The organism is Methylococcus sp. EFPC2 (assembly GCF_016925495.1).
Classification (GTDB): Bacteria; Pseudomonadota; Gammaproteobacteria; order Methylococcales; family Methylococcaceae; genus EFPC2.
The window spans coordinates 2,916,054-2,934,682 of the sequence record NZ_CP070491.1; the positions used below are offsets into that span (position 1 = coordinate 2,916,054).

Here is an 18,629-nt window from a genome sequence, read left to right on the forward strand (position 1 = left end):
GTGTCAGCTCACTCATTAGCAAAGCATTCTCACCCGATCCAAAGATTCAAGCTCTTCGGCGGCCGATAGCCCAACACCGGGTGATAATGCTCGGATACGGTCGCGATGAACCAGTCTTCGTTTCTGCTCCTACCACGCTGCCGCTTGCTTACTACCGGGATCAAGCCGTCCCAAACCACATCATCCTGCTTCGGACGGAACAGACTGACTACAAGAGGCCTAGCTTGCTTGATCCAGCAAGCGGTTAATCCTTCCTCATCGGCCATGTCCGATAACTGCCGGAAAATCTCCATGTCATCCTGATACGGCACGACGACGTTAATCGTGTCTTGGTCAATCAAGCGGTATTCGTGCGCGGTTTCAGGGAATGCTCCGGCCTTGATGTATTCCTCGATTTGCCGGGTCTTTTTCGAGTGTTCCGGCCTGCCAATGTCGTAAAGCTCGCGGTAGTAGGCAGTGATGAAATCGGGATTATCCAAATCCAGTCCGACCTTCCGGTGTCGTTCCAGCCACATGGCAGTGACTTGTGCTGCCTGGGCATAGGCTCCCGGCGGATAAGCGGCATCCTCCGGCATGAACACATGCACTTGCCCCATATCCAGCCTGCCTTCGCGATTGCAACGGCCGGCTGCCTGGATGATGGCGTCCAAGGGTCCGTGCGCACGCCAAACGACAGGAAAATCAACGTCGACTCCGGCCTCTATGCACTGGGTCGCGATCATACGAACGGGAAGACGTGCCTTGAGACGCTTACGGACTTCCGTCAATACGGCTTGCCGGTGCGCGGCACAAAGGTTGGTAGACAACTGGAAAGTGCCTTCATCGGCCATCGCCTCCCATAAAGCCTGGGCGTGCCTTTTCAAATTGACGACGCATAACGCCTGAGGTTGCTCAAGCAGTCGCTCGGCCAACTCATTCCAGGACAGCATTTCGCCGGCCTCGGGCCAATAAACTTCGACCCTCCTCATGGGCGCGAACAACGTGCTGGGATTCGACACGATCGGCCTGGGCTTCCAGCCTTGCGACGAGTGCATTCGGACCGCCTCGTGCAGATGCTCGAATGCCGGTTGGGTGGCGGTGGAAAACACCACGCTGGAGTCGTGGTCATGCGCCAAATGGGACAAGGCGGCGAGTGACGGAACCGCCAGCGAGGGGGGCAGGGTTTGCACCTCATCGAACAGGATGACGGATTGCCTTAACCGATGCAGTTTGCGGCAGGCTGAAGGCCGGTTGGAAAATAGCGACTCCAGCGCTTGTACGCTGGTCGTGATAATCAGCGGCGCATCCCAGTTTTCCGACAACAGACGACGCCGGCGTTCGGTACTGTCATCCTCATTGTCGCTCTTGTGCCCTTCACTCCCTCGGCCGGCCAAGGAGTGGTGTTCCAGGACATAATCCGGGCCGAAATGGGGAGCAAAGATTTCCCGGTAAATCCTCGCGGTTTGCTCGATGATACTGAGATAGGGAATGACCATGACCACTCGGCGCAATCCATGTCGCCGGGCATGGGCGAGAGCGAAGGCGAGCATAGCCAGGGTTTTGCCGCTGCCGGTCGGCGCCGTCAGCGTGAACAGGCCGGGGTCCTGTTCGGCGGCATCCAGGCAAGCGGTGCGCAATGCTGCGCGGGTTAAGGCCACTTTCTCATCCGATTCGGACTGTTTCGCAAGCTTCTCGATATGTTCCAGCAGAATGTTCAATGCTTGCTCGGCGTGTAACGCCGGTCCGGCGGTCCGATAAGCCTTACCCTCTCTATTGCCATTGAAATGGGCTTCGGTATCGAGAAAGTCGGCGTCAACCAGAGCCGAAAACAGCATGCGTATATCAAGCATCCTTGGCAGATCGCTGCAAAGTTCCATTCCACATAGGGTTCGGTCAGGCTTCGCCAGGTTCAAGCCGTCCGCGCTCAAGCGCGACTTCAGCTCCGGCAGGCTGGCATGGCTCAAAGCCAGTTGTAGAGGATGCTTGGCTAGCAGCCTTTCCGGCTGCAGCGCGCTTAGCCAAGCATCTTTGCTCTGGCAGAGCTCCTGCAGACCTATGTGATGCCCTTGTATGGCCAAAGCGGCGGCCATGGAGCCATATTCCGACAACGCCATCCAGGCACCCGCCGACCAATGGTCCAACCCTTGGTCTTCACCACGCAACCTCGCCTGAAACCGTTCACCGTACTTGCCCAGATCATGCAGCAGTCCGGCCAATTCGGCTTCGCTGCGCAGTGATGAATCTCCGGCGAATTCGCCGGCCAAGCGGCTGACGCAACGGAGATGCTCCGCCAGAGCATGTCGGTCGCCTACTCCGTTCTGGCTATGGGCGTAATAGATTTCTTCCATTCGATATTCCTTGTCGGATGCTGTCAATAAAGCGGCCTACGAGCTTGAGGCGAATGCTACCCCACCCACTGCCTCAAAACCTGAGCCTGTAAATCCCGGTTTCACGAATATTTTTCCAGCGCGGATTTCAGGCGGGTTATGACGGCGGTGCGCAGTTCCGGTGGGGCTATGACTTCCACGTCGGGGCCGTGTTTGAGGATGTCCATGATGAGTTCGGTGGGGTTGCCGTAGGGGATTTCGAGCTGGTAGCGGCCGTCGGGGAGCCAGGTTCCGCGCTGTTGCGGGTGCCAGTGTTCGTCGGCGACCCAGCGGGCGCATTCGGCGCTGAAGCGGAGTTGCGCGACGGTCTGCGCGGGGCCGGCGAAGATGCCGTAGCTGGCGGCGTAGTGGGCGTCGAGTTCGGGGTCTGAAATAGCCTGCGCGGGCTGCTCCAACAACTCGGCCTGAAGGATGCGTTCGACGGCGAAGCAACGCAGTTCTTCGCGGCTGTGGCACCAAGCGTCCAGATACCAGTTGTCGCGGTAATGGCTGAGACGCTGCGGCGAAACTTCCCGCGTCTCGCGCCGGTCGCTGCCGCGGCTGTGATAGTCGATGCTCAGCCGCCGCTGTTGCAGTACGGCTTCGGCGCAGAGGGAAAACCAGCGTCCCGGTTTGCCGCGCTGGCCCAATGGGAGGATGCGGATGCATCGGCGCAGTTCTTCACCATCGCTTTCGCCGTGGCCACCGAGCAGGGCTTGTACCCGACTGCGCAGGGGCGCCAGGGCTTCGTTGAGCACGCCGGTTTCCAGGGTTTCCAGATAGCGGTCGATCACCAGTAGCGCGTTGAGTTCTTCCGCGGTGAAGAACAGGAAAGGCAGGTCGGTTTTGTGCCGCTCGGGGTGTAAATAGTGGTAGCCCTTGCGCCGCCGGTCATAGGGAATCGGGTCGCAGGTGAGGTTGCGCAATTCCTCGATCACGCGGTTGATGGTCGCCCGCGAGCACTGCAGGCTGTCGACAATGGTGCGGTGGGATACCGGATGCTGATGGCCGAGCAGAAGGCGGTGCAAGCGGCAGATGCGGGTGAATTTTTCCATGGCGGGTCCTTAGTCCTGCGCCTGATTTCCGTTGCCGGCGTTCATGCCGGGTTTTCGATCGCGGGGTCTTAGCCGATGGGCACGCCTACGGCTTTGCCCATCCTACTCCGGGGTTTCGAACCGCGCTTCCAAAGCCACCAGGCCGGAATATTCGCCGGTTTGGACCTGAGCGACCGGCAGATCGAGCAAGTCCCGGCCGTAGGCTAGCCATTCCCCGTTCGGGCCCAGGAAACCGGCCGACAGGTGATAGACGCCGGCGGTAAGGGATAGGAACGGCAGGGTCAGGCGCAGCTTGCCCGAACCACGCTCGAGCGCGAAGCTGAGGTTTGCGAGCCGGGAGTCGATGCTGCCGATGAGTACCCGGCCGAGGTTGCGTACGTGCACGATGAGCGCGGCTTCGCTTATCGGGGCATAGGCGTCGTAAGCCAGTTCCAGCACGAGTTCTCCTCCGGTGCGGGCAACCGCCTCGTCCTTGCGGCGCACTGGTTGGAGGGAACGGATGGCGACCAGATCGCTCCGGACGGGCGGTGGCGGCGGACTGACACCCAGCGGCTTGAGGCTGCGATCGAGGTAGCCGATGACCGCATGATATTGGTAGAACAAGGCGTCCGGATCGCCCAATGCGACCTGGCGGCCGTCAAACAGGAGCAGGCAGCGATCGGCGATCTGGCGCATGTTCATTTCCGAATGCGAAACGAACACGATGGCGGTGCCTTGTTGCTTGAGCCAGGCGAGGCGATCGAGGCAACGCAGCTGAAAAGCGATGTCGCCCACCGCCAGCACCTCGTCGATCAGTAGCAAGTCCATAGTCGCGCAAGTGGCGATGGCGAATTCCAGCCGAGCGTACATGCCGTCGGAATAGGTTTTCACCGGGGCATCGATGGCGCGTTCCAGTTCGGCGAACGCGACGATCTCGTCGACCCGCCGGTCGATGTCGAGCTTGTCCAGGCCCAGCTGCGAGCACCGGAGATAGATGTTCTCCCGCCCGCTGAATTGCGGTTGCAGTCCGCTGCCGAGGCGGATGAGCGAGAGCGCCGCGCCCTCCGCCCTCACCTGCCCGCGGTCCGGCCGGTATTCGCGGTTGATAAGTCTCAACAGGGTGCTCTTGCCCGCGCCGTTGGGGCCGATCAGGCCCAGGCACTCGCCTTGCCTCAGTTCGAAGCTGATGTCCTGCAGGGCCCAGAATTCGTCGGGCCTCAGATCATTGCCAGGTTTCAGGTGCAACCGCTTGCGCAGAAAGTCGGCAAGACCGTAGAACAAACCACTGTGCCAGGAACGGCGGAATTTTTTGCCGAGATGGTCGGCGTGGACGATGACGGAGGACACGAAAATTCCCGGGTTAAAAACAGTAGTCGGATATTCAGGGTAAAGACGAGGCGGGGCCCTGGCTCATCCTTCATTTTCCCACGCGGCGTTGAGGATGACCGAGTTCCCGTAGCGTTTCAATTGCACGGGACGGTGCCCACCCGGTCGACGGACCGGGTTTGACGCATAGTGCCCCGCCTCCTATGCTGATGCGCCGAATCCACCCACGACCTACCACGCCTCACGCCGCCAGCCCTTACCGACAGGGACCGCCCCATGCTTTACGCACGGATACTCCTGCTGCTTTTCATTGCCAACGGCATCCCCATACTGATCGCCCGCCTATTGGGCACGCGTGGCGACCATGCACTGGACGGCGGTAAAACCTGGCGTGACGGACGGCCGATATTCGGGCCGTCCAAGACCTGGCGCGGGGTGCTGGGCTCGCTGCTTTTTACCCCGCTGCTCGCGCCCTGGCTGGGATTCTCGCCCTGGACGGGGCTGCTGGTCGCGGGCGCGACCATGGCCGGCGATTTGTTTTCCAGTTTCTGCAAGCGCCGGCTCGGCATCGCCTCCAGCGGCATGGCCCTGGGGCTGGACCAGATCCCCGAGGCGCTTTTCCCATTATTGTTATTCCGCGGGGAATGGGGCTTGGCGGCTGGGGATATCGTCGAACTGGTCGGCGCCTTTCTGATATGGGAACTGGTGCTCTCGCGCCTGCTCTACTGGCTGCACATCCGCAAGCAGCCGTATTGATTCATCCGCGCCGCAGGGTGTGCAGGGTGATTTCCGGAGGACAGTTCAGGCGCACGTCGACGATGCAGGATCCCGAACCCACCGAGGTATAGCCGAGCAGATCGCGGTAACGCCAGCCTCCCGCGCAATAGGCGCGCGGGGCATTGGCGTTGAGCATCAGTGGTATCCCGCCGGGCAGGCAGATTTGCCCACCGTGAGTGTGGCCGCTCAGCATGATGTCGAAATGGGCATAGGCCGCGTGCCGGTACATTTCCGGCGAATGCGAAAGCAGCACGGACACGGCTTCATCGGGGAGCGAATCCGAGGCCTTTTCCAGGTTTTCAGCCCGGTAATAATGGGGATCATCGATGCCGGCCAAATAAATGGATAGGCCGGAACGCTCCAGCGCAATCGACTCGTTCAGCAGCATCCGAATGCCCATGTCTTCCAAACTGGGCACCATGCGGATGGTGTCGTGGTTCCCCAGTATGCCGTAGACGGGGCCTGTGGCCAGCAGCAGGGGCATGAGCCGGCTCATGCCCTCCAAAGCCGCCTGATAAGGACCGAGCGTCTTGGCGCGATAATCGCCGGTGATGACGCAGGCATCCCAGCCGTCGACCCGCTCCACCGTCGCAATGAGCGCATCGGTCATGTCCGGCGCGCTGTCCAAATGCAGGTCGCTAAGCTGCAGCAAGGTGTAGCCATCGAAGGCCTCGGGCAGGTGCGGTAGGATGAATTCGTGACGCCGTATCTGCACGTCCCGCGCATTGCGCCGGCCGCGCCCATGCAAGCCGGTGCCGATCAGGGCGAGCCGGATGCAGGTGTGGATGGAAAACCAGTTCTCGATATGGAAAAAGGTGCGGCCGAAACCGAAAGCCCGGGCCTCGAAATCGTGTTCTATCCCCAGGCGCTGGTCGAGATGGCAACGGCCCACGCGCTCGGCGAGGCGCTGATAGGCCCAAGCCTCGATAGGTGGACAGCGGTAGTGATCGAAAGAAGGTTTCATGACGGCTACACACACGATGAGGTATATCCAAGTTTAGTCCCGTTCGAACACGGAACCGACGATGGTGAGCGCGGGCATAAGCCGGTAGACTATGCGCGGAGTCGGCCAGACAGTCGCTGTTCGCGGTTCACCCGCGGATGGAGGAAAGTCCGGGCTCCTCAGGGCAGGGCGCCAGGTAACGCCTGGGAGGCGCGAGCCTACGGAAAGTGCCACAGAAAATATACCGCCTCGTCTCCTCGCGGGACGCGGTAAGGGTGAAATGGTGCGGTAAGAGCGCACCGCGCTTCCGGCAACGGAAGTGGCAGGGAAAACCCCGCCCGGAGCAAGACCAAATAGGGGGGCATTCGGGCAACCGAAACGTGCGGCCCGCACGGCTCCCGGGTAGGTCGCTTGAGACGCGTGGCGACACGCGCCCCAGATGAATGACTGTCCACGACAGAACCCGGCTTATCGGCCGACTCCTTTTTCCTCGTTCGATTTTCCCATTCGAACGCACTCCACATCCTTGTGGAAACTTTTCGTATCACTCGGCAGTCCGTGCTGAAGCCAACCCCGACCCTGTTTCTCAGGAGGTCACGATGAGTTCCCAAGCACTGTTCGACAGCATCCGCAAAAGCGCCGGCGACCTGTGGCGCAAGCTGACGGGTTTCCAGAAAGCTCGGGAGCCCGGCCGTACCGGCGACGGCGGTGGGAAACACCCGCTCCTCGGCTATATCCTCCTGGCATTCGCCCTGATCTGGTTTTGGCAGACTATCAGTCAGTTCCGGCAGGACGAAATTCCTTACAGCGAATTTCTCAAGCGCGTCGCCGAACAAAAAGTCGACAAGGCCGTGGTGACCGAACAAGGCATCTCGGGCGAACTCAAGCCGGAAAAGCCCGGCGAGGAAGCGAAGCGTTTCTTCACCGTGCCCTTGTGGAACCAGGACCTGGCCCAGGCCCTGGAGAAACAGGGTGTGAAATATACCGTCCGTTACGGCAGCAGTTGGCTGGGCAATTTCGTGCTCAACTGGCTGCTCCCCCTGGCGCTGCTATTCCTCATCTGGGGCTGGTTGGCGCGGCGCTTCATGGGCGGAGGCGGTCCCGGCGGCTTTCTCAACATCGGCAAAAACCGGGTGCGCATCCAGGCCGACTCACTGTCCAAGGTCAGCTTCAAGGACGTCGCCGGCGCCGACGATGCCAAACAGGAACTGGGCGAAACCATAGAATTCCTGCGCGATCCCAGCCGCATCCAAAGGCTGGGAGGCCGCATGCCCAAAGGCGTGCTGCTGGTCGGCCCACCCGGCACCGGCAAGACCCTGCTGGCGCGGGCGGTCGCGGGCGAGGCGGGCGTGCCCTTCTTCAACATCAGCGGGTCGGAGTTCATCGAGATGTTCGTCGGCGTCGGCGCCTCGCGCGTGCGCGACCTGTTCGAGCAGGCCCGGCAGAAAGCGCCCTGCATCATCTTCATCGACGAACTGGACGCCATAGGCCGCTCGCGCGGCGGACCTGTCGTCATGGGCGGCCACGACGAGCGCGAGCAAACCCTGAACCAGTTGCTCACCGATATGGACGGCTTCGATCCCTCCGTCGGCGTGGTGGTGCTGGCAGCGACCAATCGTCCGGAGATCCTCGACAAGGCCTTGCTCCGCTCGGGCCGCTTCGACCGCCAGATCGTGGTGGACAAACCCGGCCTGGAAGACCGTATCGAAATCTTGAAACTGCACACCAAGGCCATGACGCTGAGCAAGGACGTGGATCTGCGGGTGGTGGCCCAGCGCACACCCGGCTTCGTCGGTGCGGACCTGGCCAACATCGCCAACGAAGCGGCCATCATCGCGGTCCGGCGCGACCGCAACAGCGTGGCCCTGGAAGACTTCGAGGCGGCGATCGACCGCGTGCTCACCGGCCCGGAAAAGAAAAACCGCACGCTGAACGAGCCGGAAAAGCGCCGGGTAGCCTACCACGAAGCCGGCCACGCCCTGGTGGCGGAAACCGTGCCCACCGGCGAACCGGTACACAAGGTCTCCATCATCCCGCGCGGCGGCATGGCTTTGGGCTATACGCTGCAACTGCCGGTCGAGGAGAAGTTCCTCTCCACCGAACCGGAGCTGAAAGACCAGCTCGCCATCCTGCTGGGCGGCCGTACCGCGGAGGAACTGGTGTTCGGCCACGTGTCCAGCGGCGCGCAGAACGACCTGGAGCGCGCCTCGGAGATCGCCCGTGCCATGGTCTGCCAACTGGGTATGAGCAAGAAGCTGGGCCCCTTGGCCTACGGCAAGCGCAATCGCTTGGTCTATTTGGATGTCGAGGGCGCCGAGGAGCGCAATTTCAGCGACGAAACCGCACGCCTGATCGACGCCGAAGTCCGCGCGCTGGTGGAAGAAGCCCAGGATCGGGCATCGCAGATTTTGAGCGAGCAGCGCGCCGTGCTGGACAAGCTGGCCGCGGCGCTGCAGGACAAGGAAGTCATGAGCGGCGAAGAGATCAAGGCCATCATCCATGCGGGCTCCCGCGTATAGGCGCCCGACTTCCCTCGGCCTCAGGGCGACCGCTATCGCCCTGAGGCTGCGCCCATGCCCAACACGCGCCGCGTTCCGCTAGGCTTTTTTCTGCTCCCGGCTAACCATCCCAGCCCCGCCGATGCACTGGCGAACAACACCCATGCCCCCGGAAGCGGCACCACGGCGACCGGCGCGGTACGCACCGACCAAACGTAAGCCTTGCTGGTCTTGTCAAAGCCGAGCCCGCGGCGTCCGGTCGCGGTAGAAAAGACCTCCACATATTTCGCATTGGCCGGATACTCGGTGTCTCCCAGCCAGTAGAAGTCGCTCCGTACGTTCTGGAACAAATCGTAATTGGCCGCCCTCGCATGCGTGCTGGTGATGGGTCGGTCCGAACGTCCCCCGAGTTCATTGAAAAACAAATGCCGCAACTCGCTGCCCGGAGCGCCGGTTGAGAGTTCGTAGGTAGTCGGCAAGCGCCAGCCGGTCGCGCCATCGCCAAAACGGACATGGCTGTTGACGTAGGTCACGAAGGCTTGCGCCCCCCACCAGTTCATGGCGCCGGTCGTGGTATCGAAATCGGTAGCCGAGAGCCGGTAATTGCCCGGCCCGGCGTTATCGTAGGCATTGGGGGTATCGTGGACGACCCCACGTACGCCACTGATGACCCCACGGACGAGAGCCTCGGCACCGCCCGGATGCCGGTCGGCCAGCGTCTTGAAAAAGTTGGCGTCCTTGACCCAATAAACATTGAGGTCGTCGTCGTAGATCTGGCCGTTGCTGACGTCGATCAGCGCGGCCTGGGCGGAAGAAAGGGACAACAGGCTGACCGCGGCGATCAGTGGTAATCCGAACGCCTTGGGCGGGGTAAAGATACTCACAGGCATACTCCTGACCGGTAAGGCCTGACAGATGGGTTGGAGGAAGTTTCGAACCTTGCCCGCCATGAGTGGCGGACGTTCCCTACGTTCGGCAGAGGCAACCCGGCTGTCTTGTCATCCTAAGACCCTGAGCTTTCCGGCCCGGCTTCGCAGCCGGTGTGGCGCGCGGCATGTACCGCACCAAGATGGTACGCGAGCGTCCAGCATGCATGCAACAGGAAGGGGATACCGGGTATGAGATACCCGTTTTCGGCTCCTAAACGGCTCGCCGGCTCGGCGTGTGAAACAACCGGCCGGTCGCGTGCGTAAGGCTCAGATGTCGAAGAGTTTCAACACCTGGTTGATCTTGTCGCGGGCCTGATGCAGGACGTTGAGGGAGTGTTCGGGGGAGAGGGCGCCGTCCTTGAGCTTGCCGCAGGCGGGAATGGAATTGATGGCCGGCACCGCATTCATCCGCGCCGTTCCTATGCAGGCGTGCAGTTTGGACAGGATGACGATGTCGCTCAGGGTCAATTCGGGACCGCTGTCGTGAAACCACTCCTCCGCCAATAGCGGAATCTCGACCAGCTCCGTGGGAAAGTCCCAGCGCTCCAGCACATACGACCCGAGGGGCCCTCTCAGCCAGGGCAGAATGGTGGTGATGTCTTCCGGCGTCCAGTAGTCGCGCGGGAAGTTTTCGGCGAAGTAAAGCAAGGGAACGGTGCCGATGTCGCATAACAGACCGGCAAGCAAGGCCTCTTCCTGGTCGAAACGTCCGTTTTCCGCCGCGAGCACGTAACACAGGCCGGACAGGTAGATGCTCTGCTTCCATTCATCCCGCAGCAACTGGTTGATGAAGGGGTCCTTGCAGCGAAAAATCTGTTTCAGCGTGTAGCCGATGACCAGGCTTCGGGTCGCCCTCACACCCAGGCGCACCACGGCGTCCTGACAGGTGGTGATGGGTCTCGTCGGCAGATAGAGCGGACTGTTGGCCACACGCACCAGTTTCGCCGAGATAGCCGGATCGATCTGTATGATGCGCACCAGCTCTGCGATATCCATATGGCTCTCGACCGCCTTGCGCAACTTGAGCGCAACGTCGGGCAAGGTCGGCAACTGCAGTTCGTCGCCGTGGTAATGCTCGTAAAAGGCCTGGAACAACCGAATGGACCTGACTTCATCCGGGATGGATTCGTCCAGCAGCTCGACGACGGCCGGCTGAGACGACGAGATCCCGCCATGTCGGCTCATGAGCTTTGGCGATACCCGCAACACCTGCACGTCGGTCAAGGCGGTCGCGGTGGCGCTGTAGCGCCGGGCGCTGCACAGCGGGAACCTCGCCTTCGCCGTGCGGGCTTGGACCTCGTAGCGCTTGCCGTCGCCGAGTTCCATCAGCACCGTACCTTCCAACAGATAAAACAGGCTTTCCGAGGCGACATCGCGACGGAACAGCACGCTCCCCGGCCCGAAGACTTCTGAAAAGCGATCCGTGGCAAAAGCGGCCACTTCCTCCTCTCCCAGATTCCGGATGGGGAACAGCTGGCCGAGCATTTCCAGCGTCACCGGCACGGGCTTCAGCGTGGAAGGCACCGCCTGTGCGACGGGTTCGATCGCGGCCGCATCGCCCGAAGGCGCTTCCAGGTCCTCGCTCTTTTTGGAGCCGAAAATACGCGAAAACAAACTCATAGGACTAAGCCGCCTGCCTCAATTCCGTGATGACCGGGCACACATCATGACAACAGGGGCACGATGAGCAGGGCCACGATATTGATGATCTTGATCATCGGGTTGATGGCGGGGCCGGCGGTATCCTTATAGGGATCGCCCACGGTATCGCCCGTCACCGCGGCCTTGTGCGCCTCGGAGCCTTTGCCGCCGAAATGGCCATCTTCTATGTATTTCTTGGCGTTGTCCCAGGCGCCGCCACCGGTGGTCATGGAAATCGCCACGAACAGGCCGGTGATGATGGAGCCGATCAACACGCCGCCCAAGGCCTCCTTGCCCAGCACCAAGCCGACGATCAAGGGAATCGCGATGGGCAGCAGGGACGGCAGGATCATCTCGTGGATAGCGGCCTTGGTCAGCATGTCCACGGCCTTGGAATAATCCGGCTTGGCGGTGTAATTCATGATGCCGGGTATCTCCCGGAACTGACGGCGCACCTCGTTGACGATGCCGCCGGCCGCCCGGCCTACGGCTTCCATGGCCAGGGCGCCGAACAGATAAGGCACCAGTCCGCCGATGAACAGGCCGATGATGATCTTGTGGTTGGACAGATCGAAGGCGATGCCGCCGCCCAGGTTGTGGGTGTAGTCGGCGAACAGCACCAGCGCGGCCAATCCGGCGGAACCGATGGCATAGCCCTTGGTGACGGCCTTGGTGGTGTTGCCGACGGCGTCGAGCGGATCGGTGATATCGCGGATCGCATCGGGCAGATCGGCCATCTCGGCGATGCCGCCGGCGTTGTCGGTGATGGGGCCGTAAGCGTCGAGGGCGACGATCATGCCGGTCATCGACAGCATGGCGGTGGCGGCGATGGCAATGCCGTACAGACCGGCCAGGGCATGCGCGCCCCAGATGCTGGCACAGACCGCCAGCACGGGCAGGGCCGTGGATTTCATCGACACGGCCAGGCCGGCGATGATGTTGGTGCCGTGACCGGTGGTGGACGCCTGGGCGATCTGGCGCACCGGGCCGAATTCGGTGGCTGTGTAATATTCGGTGATCACGACCATCAGGGCGGTCAGGATCAGGCCGATCAGGGCGGAGAAATACAGGCTGTGCGCGCCTATGCTCTCGCCGCCGAAACTGACCCCGCCGCCGAACAGGACCAGGGTAATGGGATAAAAGGCCAGGGCCGCCAAGCCGCCGGACACGATGACGCCCTTGTAGAGTGCGGTCATGATCTTCTTGCCGGGCTCGACCTTGACGTAGTAGGAGCCGACGATGGAGGTGAGGATGGATATACCGCCGAGGATCAGCGGATAAACGATGGCGCGTCCTGAGCCTTCGGTGAGTATGCCGCCCAGCAGCATGGTGGCGACCAGGGTCACCGCATAGGTTTCGAACAGATCGGCCGCCATGCCGGCGCAGTCGCCCACGTTGTCGCCCACGTTATCGGCAATCACGGCCGGGTTGCGCGGATCGTCCTCGGGTATGCCGGCTTCGACCTTGCCCACCAGATCGGCTCCGACGTCCGCGCCCTTGGTGAAGATGCCGCCGCCGAGCCGGGCGAAGATGGAGATCAGCGAACCGCCGAAGGCCAGGCCGACCAGCGCATGCAGCGGGTCCTCGACATGCGCCGCCAACAGCAGCGTGTAATAGCCGGCGACGCCCAAAAGTCCCAAGCCCACCACCAGCAAGCCGGTGATGGCGCCGCCGCGGAAGGCCACTTCGAACGCCGCCGCCAAGCCGCCGCTCGCCGCCTGCGCCGTGCGACTATTGGCGCGCACCGAAATGTTCATGCCGATGTAGCCGGCCGCCCCCGAGAGCAAGGCACCGATGGCGAAACCGAAAGCCACCGGCCATCCGAGCAGGAAGCCGATGACGAAAAACAGCAATCCACCGACCAGACCGATGGTCTTGTATTGCCGATTCAGATAAGCCTGCGCGCCTTGCTGGATGGCCGCTGCGATCTCCACCATGCGGACATTGCCCGGCGGCTGGGCATTGATCCAGGCGATCGAGAGTATGCCGTAGATCAGGGCGGCGAGGGCTGCGGTGAAGGCAAAAGCCGTTCCGAAGTCGATGGCAAAGCCGATAAAAAAGAACTCGACCAGACCGAACAGGGCGATACGCTTGCATCGCTTGTCTTGCAGGACCTGGCTCAAGCCGGCTTTGACACAAGCAACCGTAGAGTTCGACATCACTATGCTCCTTTGTTGGTCTGGTTATGGGGCAGTTTCCGGGGCGGGACTCAGGGCGTAAAAGTAGTGGAAAGCCTCTTTTCGACCGCCGAATTTTTCAGGACAACGTAGTCGGGAAGACCGCCACGGTAAGGTGGATAATCCTCGCCTTCGATCAAGGGCTGCAGATAGGCCCGGCACACGGGCGTGATACCGAAGCCGTCCTCGCTGATGAACTCGCGCGGCATCTTCTTTTCCACGTTGGCGACGTCGGCCAGATCCGCGCTGCCGATTTCCCAACGATAAGGGCTATCGGAGGTACGCACCACCGTCGGCATGACCGCGTTGCGACCGCTCAAGGCCAGTTCGACCGCGGCCTTGCCGAGGGCGTAGGCCTGTTCCACGTCGGTCCTGGAGGCGATATGCCGGGCGGCGCGCTGGAGATAATCGGCCACCGCCCAATGGAAGCGGTGTCCCAGTTTGCTCTTGATCAAATTCGCCACCACCGGCGCAACGCCACCCAGCTGGGCGTGGCCGAAGGCGTCGCGGACGCCGGAGTCGGACAGGAATTTGCCGTCCGCAGCCTTGACGCCTTCGGAAACCACGACCGAACAATAGCCGTAGCGCCGTACCTTTTCGTCCACCTTGGCCAAAAAGCGCCCCGCATCGAAAGCCACCTCCGGAAACAGGATGACCAGGGGAATGTCGTGATTCTCGTCGGCAGCCAGGCCGCCGGCCGCGGCGATCCAGCCGGCATGGCGGCCCATCACTTCGATCACGAAGATCTTGGTGGAGGTGGCGCACATGGAGGCCACATCGAAGCTGGCCTCGCGGGTGGACACCGCGATGTATTTGGCCACCGAGCCGAAGCCGGGGCAGTTGTCGGTGATCGGCAAATCGTTGTCCACCGTCTTGGGGATGCCGATGCAGGTCAGAGGATAGCCGAGCTTTTCGCCCAGCTGGGTGACCTTGTGCGCGGTATCCTGCGAATCACCGCCGCCGTTATAGAAGAAGTAGCCGATATCGTGGGCCTTGAACACTTCGATCAGGCGTTCGTACTGGGCCTTGTTTTCTTCCAGACCCTTGAGTTTGTAGCGGCAGGAACCGAATGCGCCAGACGGGGTGTAGCGCAGCGCGGCGATGGCCTCGTCGGACTCGAGGCCGGTGTCGATGAGATCTTCGGTGAGCGCACCGATGATGCCGTTGCGTCCTGCATAGACCTTGCCGATGCGATCCGGATGGCGGCGGGCGGTTTCGATCAATCCGGCGGCCGACGCATTGATGACTGCCGTGACACCGCCGGACTGGGCGTAAAAAGCGTTCCTTATACTCATAAGCAGGCTCGGAATTAGGCTCAGATTCCGCATTAGAACAACAATGCCCACGCCGTTCAAGGCCGCCCGCCGTCTGCGAGAACCGGGGAATATCTGCAACGGCGCGGGCTTGAAGCGCCGGGGCGCGCCGTATACCCTTGTTGCAGTAGCCACCCGACAGGGCCAGCCCCTTTCCGGCCCATCCAACCCCATACCCCATGGATGCGAGTAGCCCTATGCAAGAACGCAGAAAACATACCCGTTACAAAGTCACTCAAGCGCTGGCGGCGACCGACCTGGATCGCGAGCGGATACTGGGCCATCTGGTCGATGTGAGCTTGGATGGCTTGATGCTCATCACGCGGGAAACCTTGCCGGTCAACCGCGTATTTCAATTGCAACTGGAACTTCCGACTGAAATGGCGCCCGCTCGCTCCGTGGTGTTCGGCGCGGAAAGCCTGTGGCAGGAGCCCAGCGGCGATTCCGGACATTATTGGGTGGGCATGCACATCATCGACATTTCACCGGAAAACAGCGTGCTCTTGAGCCGCTTGATCGACGATTATCGTTAGAACCTCTCCCGGGCGCGCATCCTCGACGATGCGCGCCTGCGTCCCGGCGCCTCTCCGAGGACCGGCCGCGCCCCGCGTTCACCGCCCGGCTACCGCTACCGTATCCATACCTACGCATCCATGCCCTACCCCGCTCGCTTCCTTATTCCGCTCTTAATCTGCCTGTGCGTTTTCAATTTTTCCGCCGCTGCGCAGGCGCCGGACAGCCCGCGCCCGCTGAGCACACTGGTCAAAGCCTGGAACAGCGTACTCGAAGAAGCCGATCAGAGCCTGCTCAAACCGGAAGTCGCGGACGAACGGCTGGAAGAACTCCGCGCCGAAGTGGCCAAACTTCGCCTCGACGCCATCGCCGCGGCCGACGGCGCGGCACCCGATGTGCAACTGATACGGGACGAGCTCCAAGCCCTGGGCCCGCCGCCCGCCGAGGGCCAGCCGCCGGATTCCCCGTCGGTGGTTTCCAAACGCAAAGCCATCGTCGAAAAACTGGCCGCGGCGGAAGGCACGATCAAGGAGACCGAACTGGTCATCGCCCGTGCCGACCGGATACTCGGCCAGTCCGCAACCCTGCGCCGGCAGCGTTTCACCGAGCGTGTGCTCGCGCGCGGTCCCTCGCCGGTTTCCGCAGCCATATGGAAAAAAGCCGGTTCCGACGATTTAGGGGCGATCCAGGCCTGCTGGACCGGAATGGCGGCGTGGTTCCAGAGCCCCGCATTGGCCCAGCAGGGCTGGCGCCTGGCGGCCAACCTCGCACTTGCCTTGGTAGCCGCCCTGACGCTGAGCGGGCTGTTACGCCGCTGGCTGACGCACCGCTACGGCTATGTGTCCGTGGCGACGGAACCCAGCCACCGCCAACGCTTGCGCACCGCGCTCGTGGCCGGCCTGGTCCGCAGCCTCATGCCGGCTGGCGCCACGCTGTCGGCCTATTTTGTCCTGCGCGCATCGGATCTGCTCGACGATGCCGGCGTTCTGGCGCTGCGGGCCGCCCTCCTGGCGCTGATGTCCTTCTATTTTGTGGCGGCGTTCAGCCGGGCGGCATTGGCCCCGTTCGACCCGGACTGGCGCATCGTCGGCTTCGGCGACCAGGCCGCGCGCTCGGTCAGCCGCATGGTCACGGCTCTGGCCCTGGTGTTCGCCCTGGACTGGGTGATCGACACGCTCGGCGAGCAGTATGGCGCGTCGCTCGAACAAGTCATCGTCCATAAGCTGCTCTCCGGGCTGGTCGTCGCCGGCCTGTTGCTGGCCTTGTTGAGCGAAAGTATCTGGCACGCGCCGGCCGAGCGCTTCGGAGCGGAACTGGCCCAACGCGTCTGGCACAGACTGCGCTGGCTGCTGCGTCTCCTGGTCTTGAGCATTCCCGTTTCCGCTCTGCTCGGCTATGTGGCCCTGTCCCGGGTACTCGCGACCCAGTTGGTGCTGACCCCCGCCATCCTACTCGGCGCCACGCTGGCGCGTCGCATCTGCGCGGAATCGATAGGCCATCTGTTCAGCCGGCACTCGGCCTGGGGACAGCACCTGCGGCTGGCCCTCAGTCTCACGGACGAAGGCTGCGAGATGTTGGGATTCTGGCTGAACGAGGCGGTCGGCCTCGTGATACTGCTGACGGCATTCGCCGCGCTGCTGGTCTTGTGGGGCGCCGGTCGAGACGATATCGCCGGTTGGGCCTACGACGCCTTCATCGGCTTCAAGATCGGCAACGTTACGCTGTCCTTGGCCGACATCCTGCTGGCGATCCTGCTGTTCGCCGTATTGCTGACGGCGACCCGTCTGTTCCAACGCATGCTGGAACACCGCCTGTTCCCGCGCACCCGGCTGGATTTGGGCGTGCGCAACTCCATCCGCGCGGCGGTGGGCTATCTCGGGTTCCTGCTGGCGGGCGCCGTTGCCGTTTCCATCGTGGGCATCGACCTGAACAACCTGGCCATCATCGCCGGTGCGCTTTCGGTCGGCATCGGCTTTGGCCTGCAAAACATCGTCAACAACTTCGTCTCCGGCCTGATCCTGCTGGTCGAACGCCCCATCAAATGTGGCGACTGGGTCGTGGTCGGCGAACACCAGGGCCACGTGCGCAAAATCAGCGTGCGGGCCACCGAGATCACCACCTTCGACCGGGCTTCGGTGTTCATCCCCAACTCCAACCTGATCGCCTCGCCGGTGATGAACCGGACTTATGCCGACAAAGTCGGCCGCGTCGTGCTACCGGTGGGAGTCGCCTACGGCAGCGAAGCCTCGATGGTCAGGGATTTGTTGCTGGATATCGTCGGAGCTCACCCCGACGTGTTGAAAAACCCCGCGCCGCAAGTTCAGTTCCGAAGCTTCAGCGAAAACACCATCCACCTGGAAATAGTCGCTTTCATCCCCGATGTCGACCGAGTGAAGAGCGTGACCAGCGATTTGGGATTCGAAATCGATGCGGTGTTTCGCCGCGAGGGCATACAGATGACCGTCCCGCAGCGCGACGTGCACGTCCTGCTGCGGGAAGATCAGCTGGAAAAACTGATCGGAGCGCTGACTAAAGTATCAAACCGCGCGCCCAGCATGGAGACTCGATGCGAGCCAGCAGCCGTTACGGACAAGGAGCGCCCGCCGGCGTAGACGAGACGATGTGCGCGATCTGCGTAGTGCCGTTGCAGAAATAGACGTTAGCGCCTGTCTGCCATAACTCCCAGGTGTAGGTACCATCACCGGTATAAATATACTTTACCGACCGGCTATTACCGATGCCGGTGATTTCCCACGTACCCCGCTTCACGCGCGGATCCACTGGGGTTCCGGCACCGACTTTGTAAAGGTTCGCCGGACCGGTGCCCGCACCCACCGAACAATGGTCTTCCTTCCAATCCTCGTTGCTCGGGGCCGGCGCCACAGCGTGGATGCTCTTGCCGCTTAACGCAGTGCGAATGGCGGGAGCCGTGCCGATGCGCACATCCCCGGCCGTACCACAGATCGCCATCGCTTCTCCGGATATCCCGGCGAGCAGTACCAGGCCCATCACCGCTAATTTTTTCTTCATTGTTTCATCTCCCCTCGGTTCAAATGAATCAGGATAGGGCGGACGGGCAGGCCCGTATTTTCCGAAGCCAGTCGACGATTCGAGACGTCTGCGTCAGGCAAGC

General features: G+C 62.0%; 13 protein-coding genes, 1 other RNA gene and 1 riboswitch. Of the genes, 5 read left to right on the forward strand and 9 right to left on the reverse strand.

What is annotated here, in order from left to right; genetic code table 11:
* Positions 1 to 29 precede the first annotated feature (29 nt).
* The 3 genes from cas3 to JWZ97_RS12450 all read right to left on the reverse strand — a co-directional run bounded on the left by cas3 (position 30) and on the right by JWZ97_RS12450 (position 4,726).
* Entirely contained in the window at positions 30 to 2,327 is a 2,298-nt protein-coding gene (gene cas3, locus JWZ97_RS12440) for a CRISPR-associated helicase Cas3' (protein WP_205429666.1), read from the reverse strand.
* Positions 2,328 to 2,428: 101 nt separating this feature from the next.
* Positions 2,429 to 3,400 (reverse strand): YafY family protein, encoded by a 972-nt coding sequence (locus JWZ97_RS12445; RefSeq protein WP_205429668.1) that lies wholly within the window; start codon positions 3,398 to 3,400, stop codon positions 2,429 to 2,431.
* Between the two features lie 102 nt (positions 3,401 to 3,502).
* Complete coding sequence (locus JWZ97_RS12450) at positions 3,503 to 4,726, reverse strand: ABC transporter ATP-binding protein (protein ID WP_205429670.1); 1,224 nt, start codon at positions 4,724 to 4,726, stop codon at positions 3,503 to 3,505.
* 255 nt (positions 4,727 to 4,981) lie between these two features.
* Between JWZ97_RS12450 and JWZ97_RS12455 the strand changes: the two genes are divergently transcribed.
* On the forward strand, positions 4,982 to 5,461 hold the full coding sequence (locus JWZ97_RS12455; RefSeq protein WP_205429672.1) for a CDP-archaeol synthase: 480 nt from the start codon (positions 4,982 to 4,984) through the stop codon (positions 5,459 to 5,461).
* 1 nt (position 5,462) lies between these two features.
* Here the strand turns inward: JWZ97_RS12455 and JWZ97_RS12460 are convergent, their stop codons facing one another.
* A complete protein-coding gene (locus JWZ97_RS12460; RefSeq protein WP_205429674.1) occupies positions 5,463 to 6,446 on the reverse strand; it encodes a metallophosphoesterase in 984 nt (327 codons plus the stop codon).
* Between the two features lie 97 nt (positions 6,447 to 6,543).
* On the opposite strand from JWZ97_RS12460, the gene rnpB reads away from it, so the two are divergent.
* Together rnpB and ftsH are read left to right on the forward strand one after the other, a co-directional pair.
* Positions 6,544 to 6,912, forward strand: an RNA gene (gene rnpB, locus JWZ97_RS12465) — RNase P RNA component class A.
* A 112-nt stretch (positions 6,913 to 7,024) separates the two neighbouring features.
* Positions 7,025 to 8,944, forward strand: coding sequence for an ATP-dependent zinc metalloprotease FtsH (gene ftsH / locus JWZ97_RS12470; protein ID WP_205429676.1), 1,920 nt, complete (start codon positions 7,025 to 7,027; stop codon positions 8,942 to 8,944).
* 32 nt (positions 8,945 to 8,976) lie between these two features.
* Here the strand turns inward: ftsH and JWZ97_RS12475 are convergent, their stop codons facing one another.
* The 4 genes from JWZ97_RS12475 to JWZ97_RS12490 all read right to left on the reverse strand — a co-directional run bounded on the left by JWZ97_RS12475 (position 8,977) and on the right by JWZ97_RS12490 (position 14,965).
* The gene (locus JWZ97_RS12475) at positions 8,977 to 9,807 is read right to left on the reverse strand and encodes a DUF1566 domain-containing protein (RefSeq protein WP_205429678.1); all 831 of its coding nucleotides are present in this window, start codon (positions 9,805 to 9,807) and stop codon (positions 8,977 to 8,979) included.
* Positions 9,808 to 9,900: 93 nt separating this feature from the next.
* Positions 9,901 to 9,980, reverse strand: a riboswitch (cyclic di-GMP riboswitch).
* Between the two features lie 139 nt (positions 9,981 to 10,119).
* Positions 10,120 to 11,472, reverse strand: coding sequence for an HDOD domain-containing protein (locus JWZ97_RS12480; protein ID WP_205429680.1), 1,353 nt, complete (start codon positions 11,470 to 11,472; stop codon positions 10,120 to 10,122).
* A gap of 44 nt (positions 11,473 to 11,516) precedes the next feature.
* Positions 11,517 to 13,652: a sodium-translocating pyrophosphatase gene (locus JWZ97_RS12485; RefSeq protein ID WP_205429682.1), complete on the reverse strand. Its 2,136-nt coding sequence runs from the start codon at positions 13,650 to 13,652 to the stop codon at positions 11,517 to 11,519.
* A gap of 50 nt (positions 13,653 to 13,702) precedes the next feature.
* Positions 13,703 to 14,965 carry a 6-phosphofructokinase gene (locus tag JWZ97_RS12490; RefSeq protein ID WP_205429684.1) on the reverse strand — a complete coding sequence of 421 codons (1,263 nt, stop codon included), beginning with the start codon at positions 14,963 to 14,965 and terminating at the stop codon, positions 13,703 to 13,705.
* Positions 14,966 to 15,180: 215 nt separating this feature from the next.
* Between JWZ97_RS12490 and JWZ97_RS12495 the strand changes: the two genes are divergently transcribed.
* Positions 15,181 to 15,516, forward strand: coding sequence for a PilZ domain-containing protein (locus JWZ97_RS12495; protein ID WP_205429686.1), 336 nt, complete (start codon positions 15,181 to 15,183; stop codon positions 15,514 to 15,516).
* Between the two features lie 120 nt (positions 15,517 to 15,636).
* A complete protein-coding gene (locus JWZ97_RS12500) occupies positions 15,637 to 18,108 on the forward strand; it encodes a DUF3772 domain-containing protein (protein WP_205429688.1) in 2,472 nt (823 codons plus the stop codon).
* Here JWZ97_RS12500 and JWZ97_RS12505 read toward each other — a convergent pair.
* Positions 18,080 to 18,526, reverse strand: coding sequence for a hypothetical protein (locus JWZ97_RS12505; RefSeq protein WP_205429690.1), 447 nt, complete (start codon positions 18,524 to 18,526; stop codon positions 18,080 to 18,082). The genes JWZ97_RS12500 and JWZ97_RS12505 overlap by 29 nt on opposite strands.
* Positions 18,527 to 18,629: the final 103 nt, after the last annotated feature.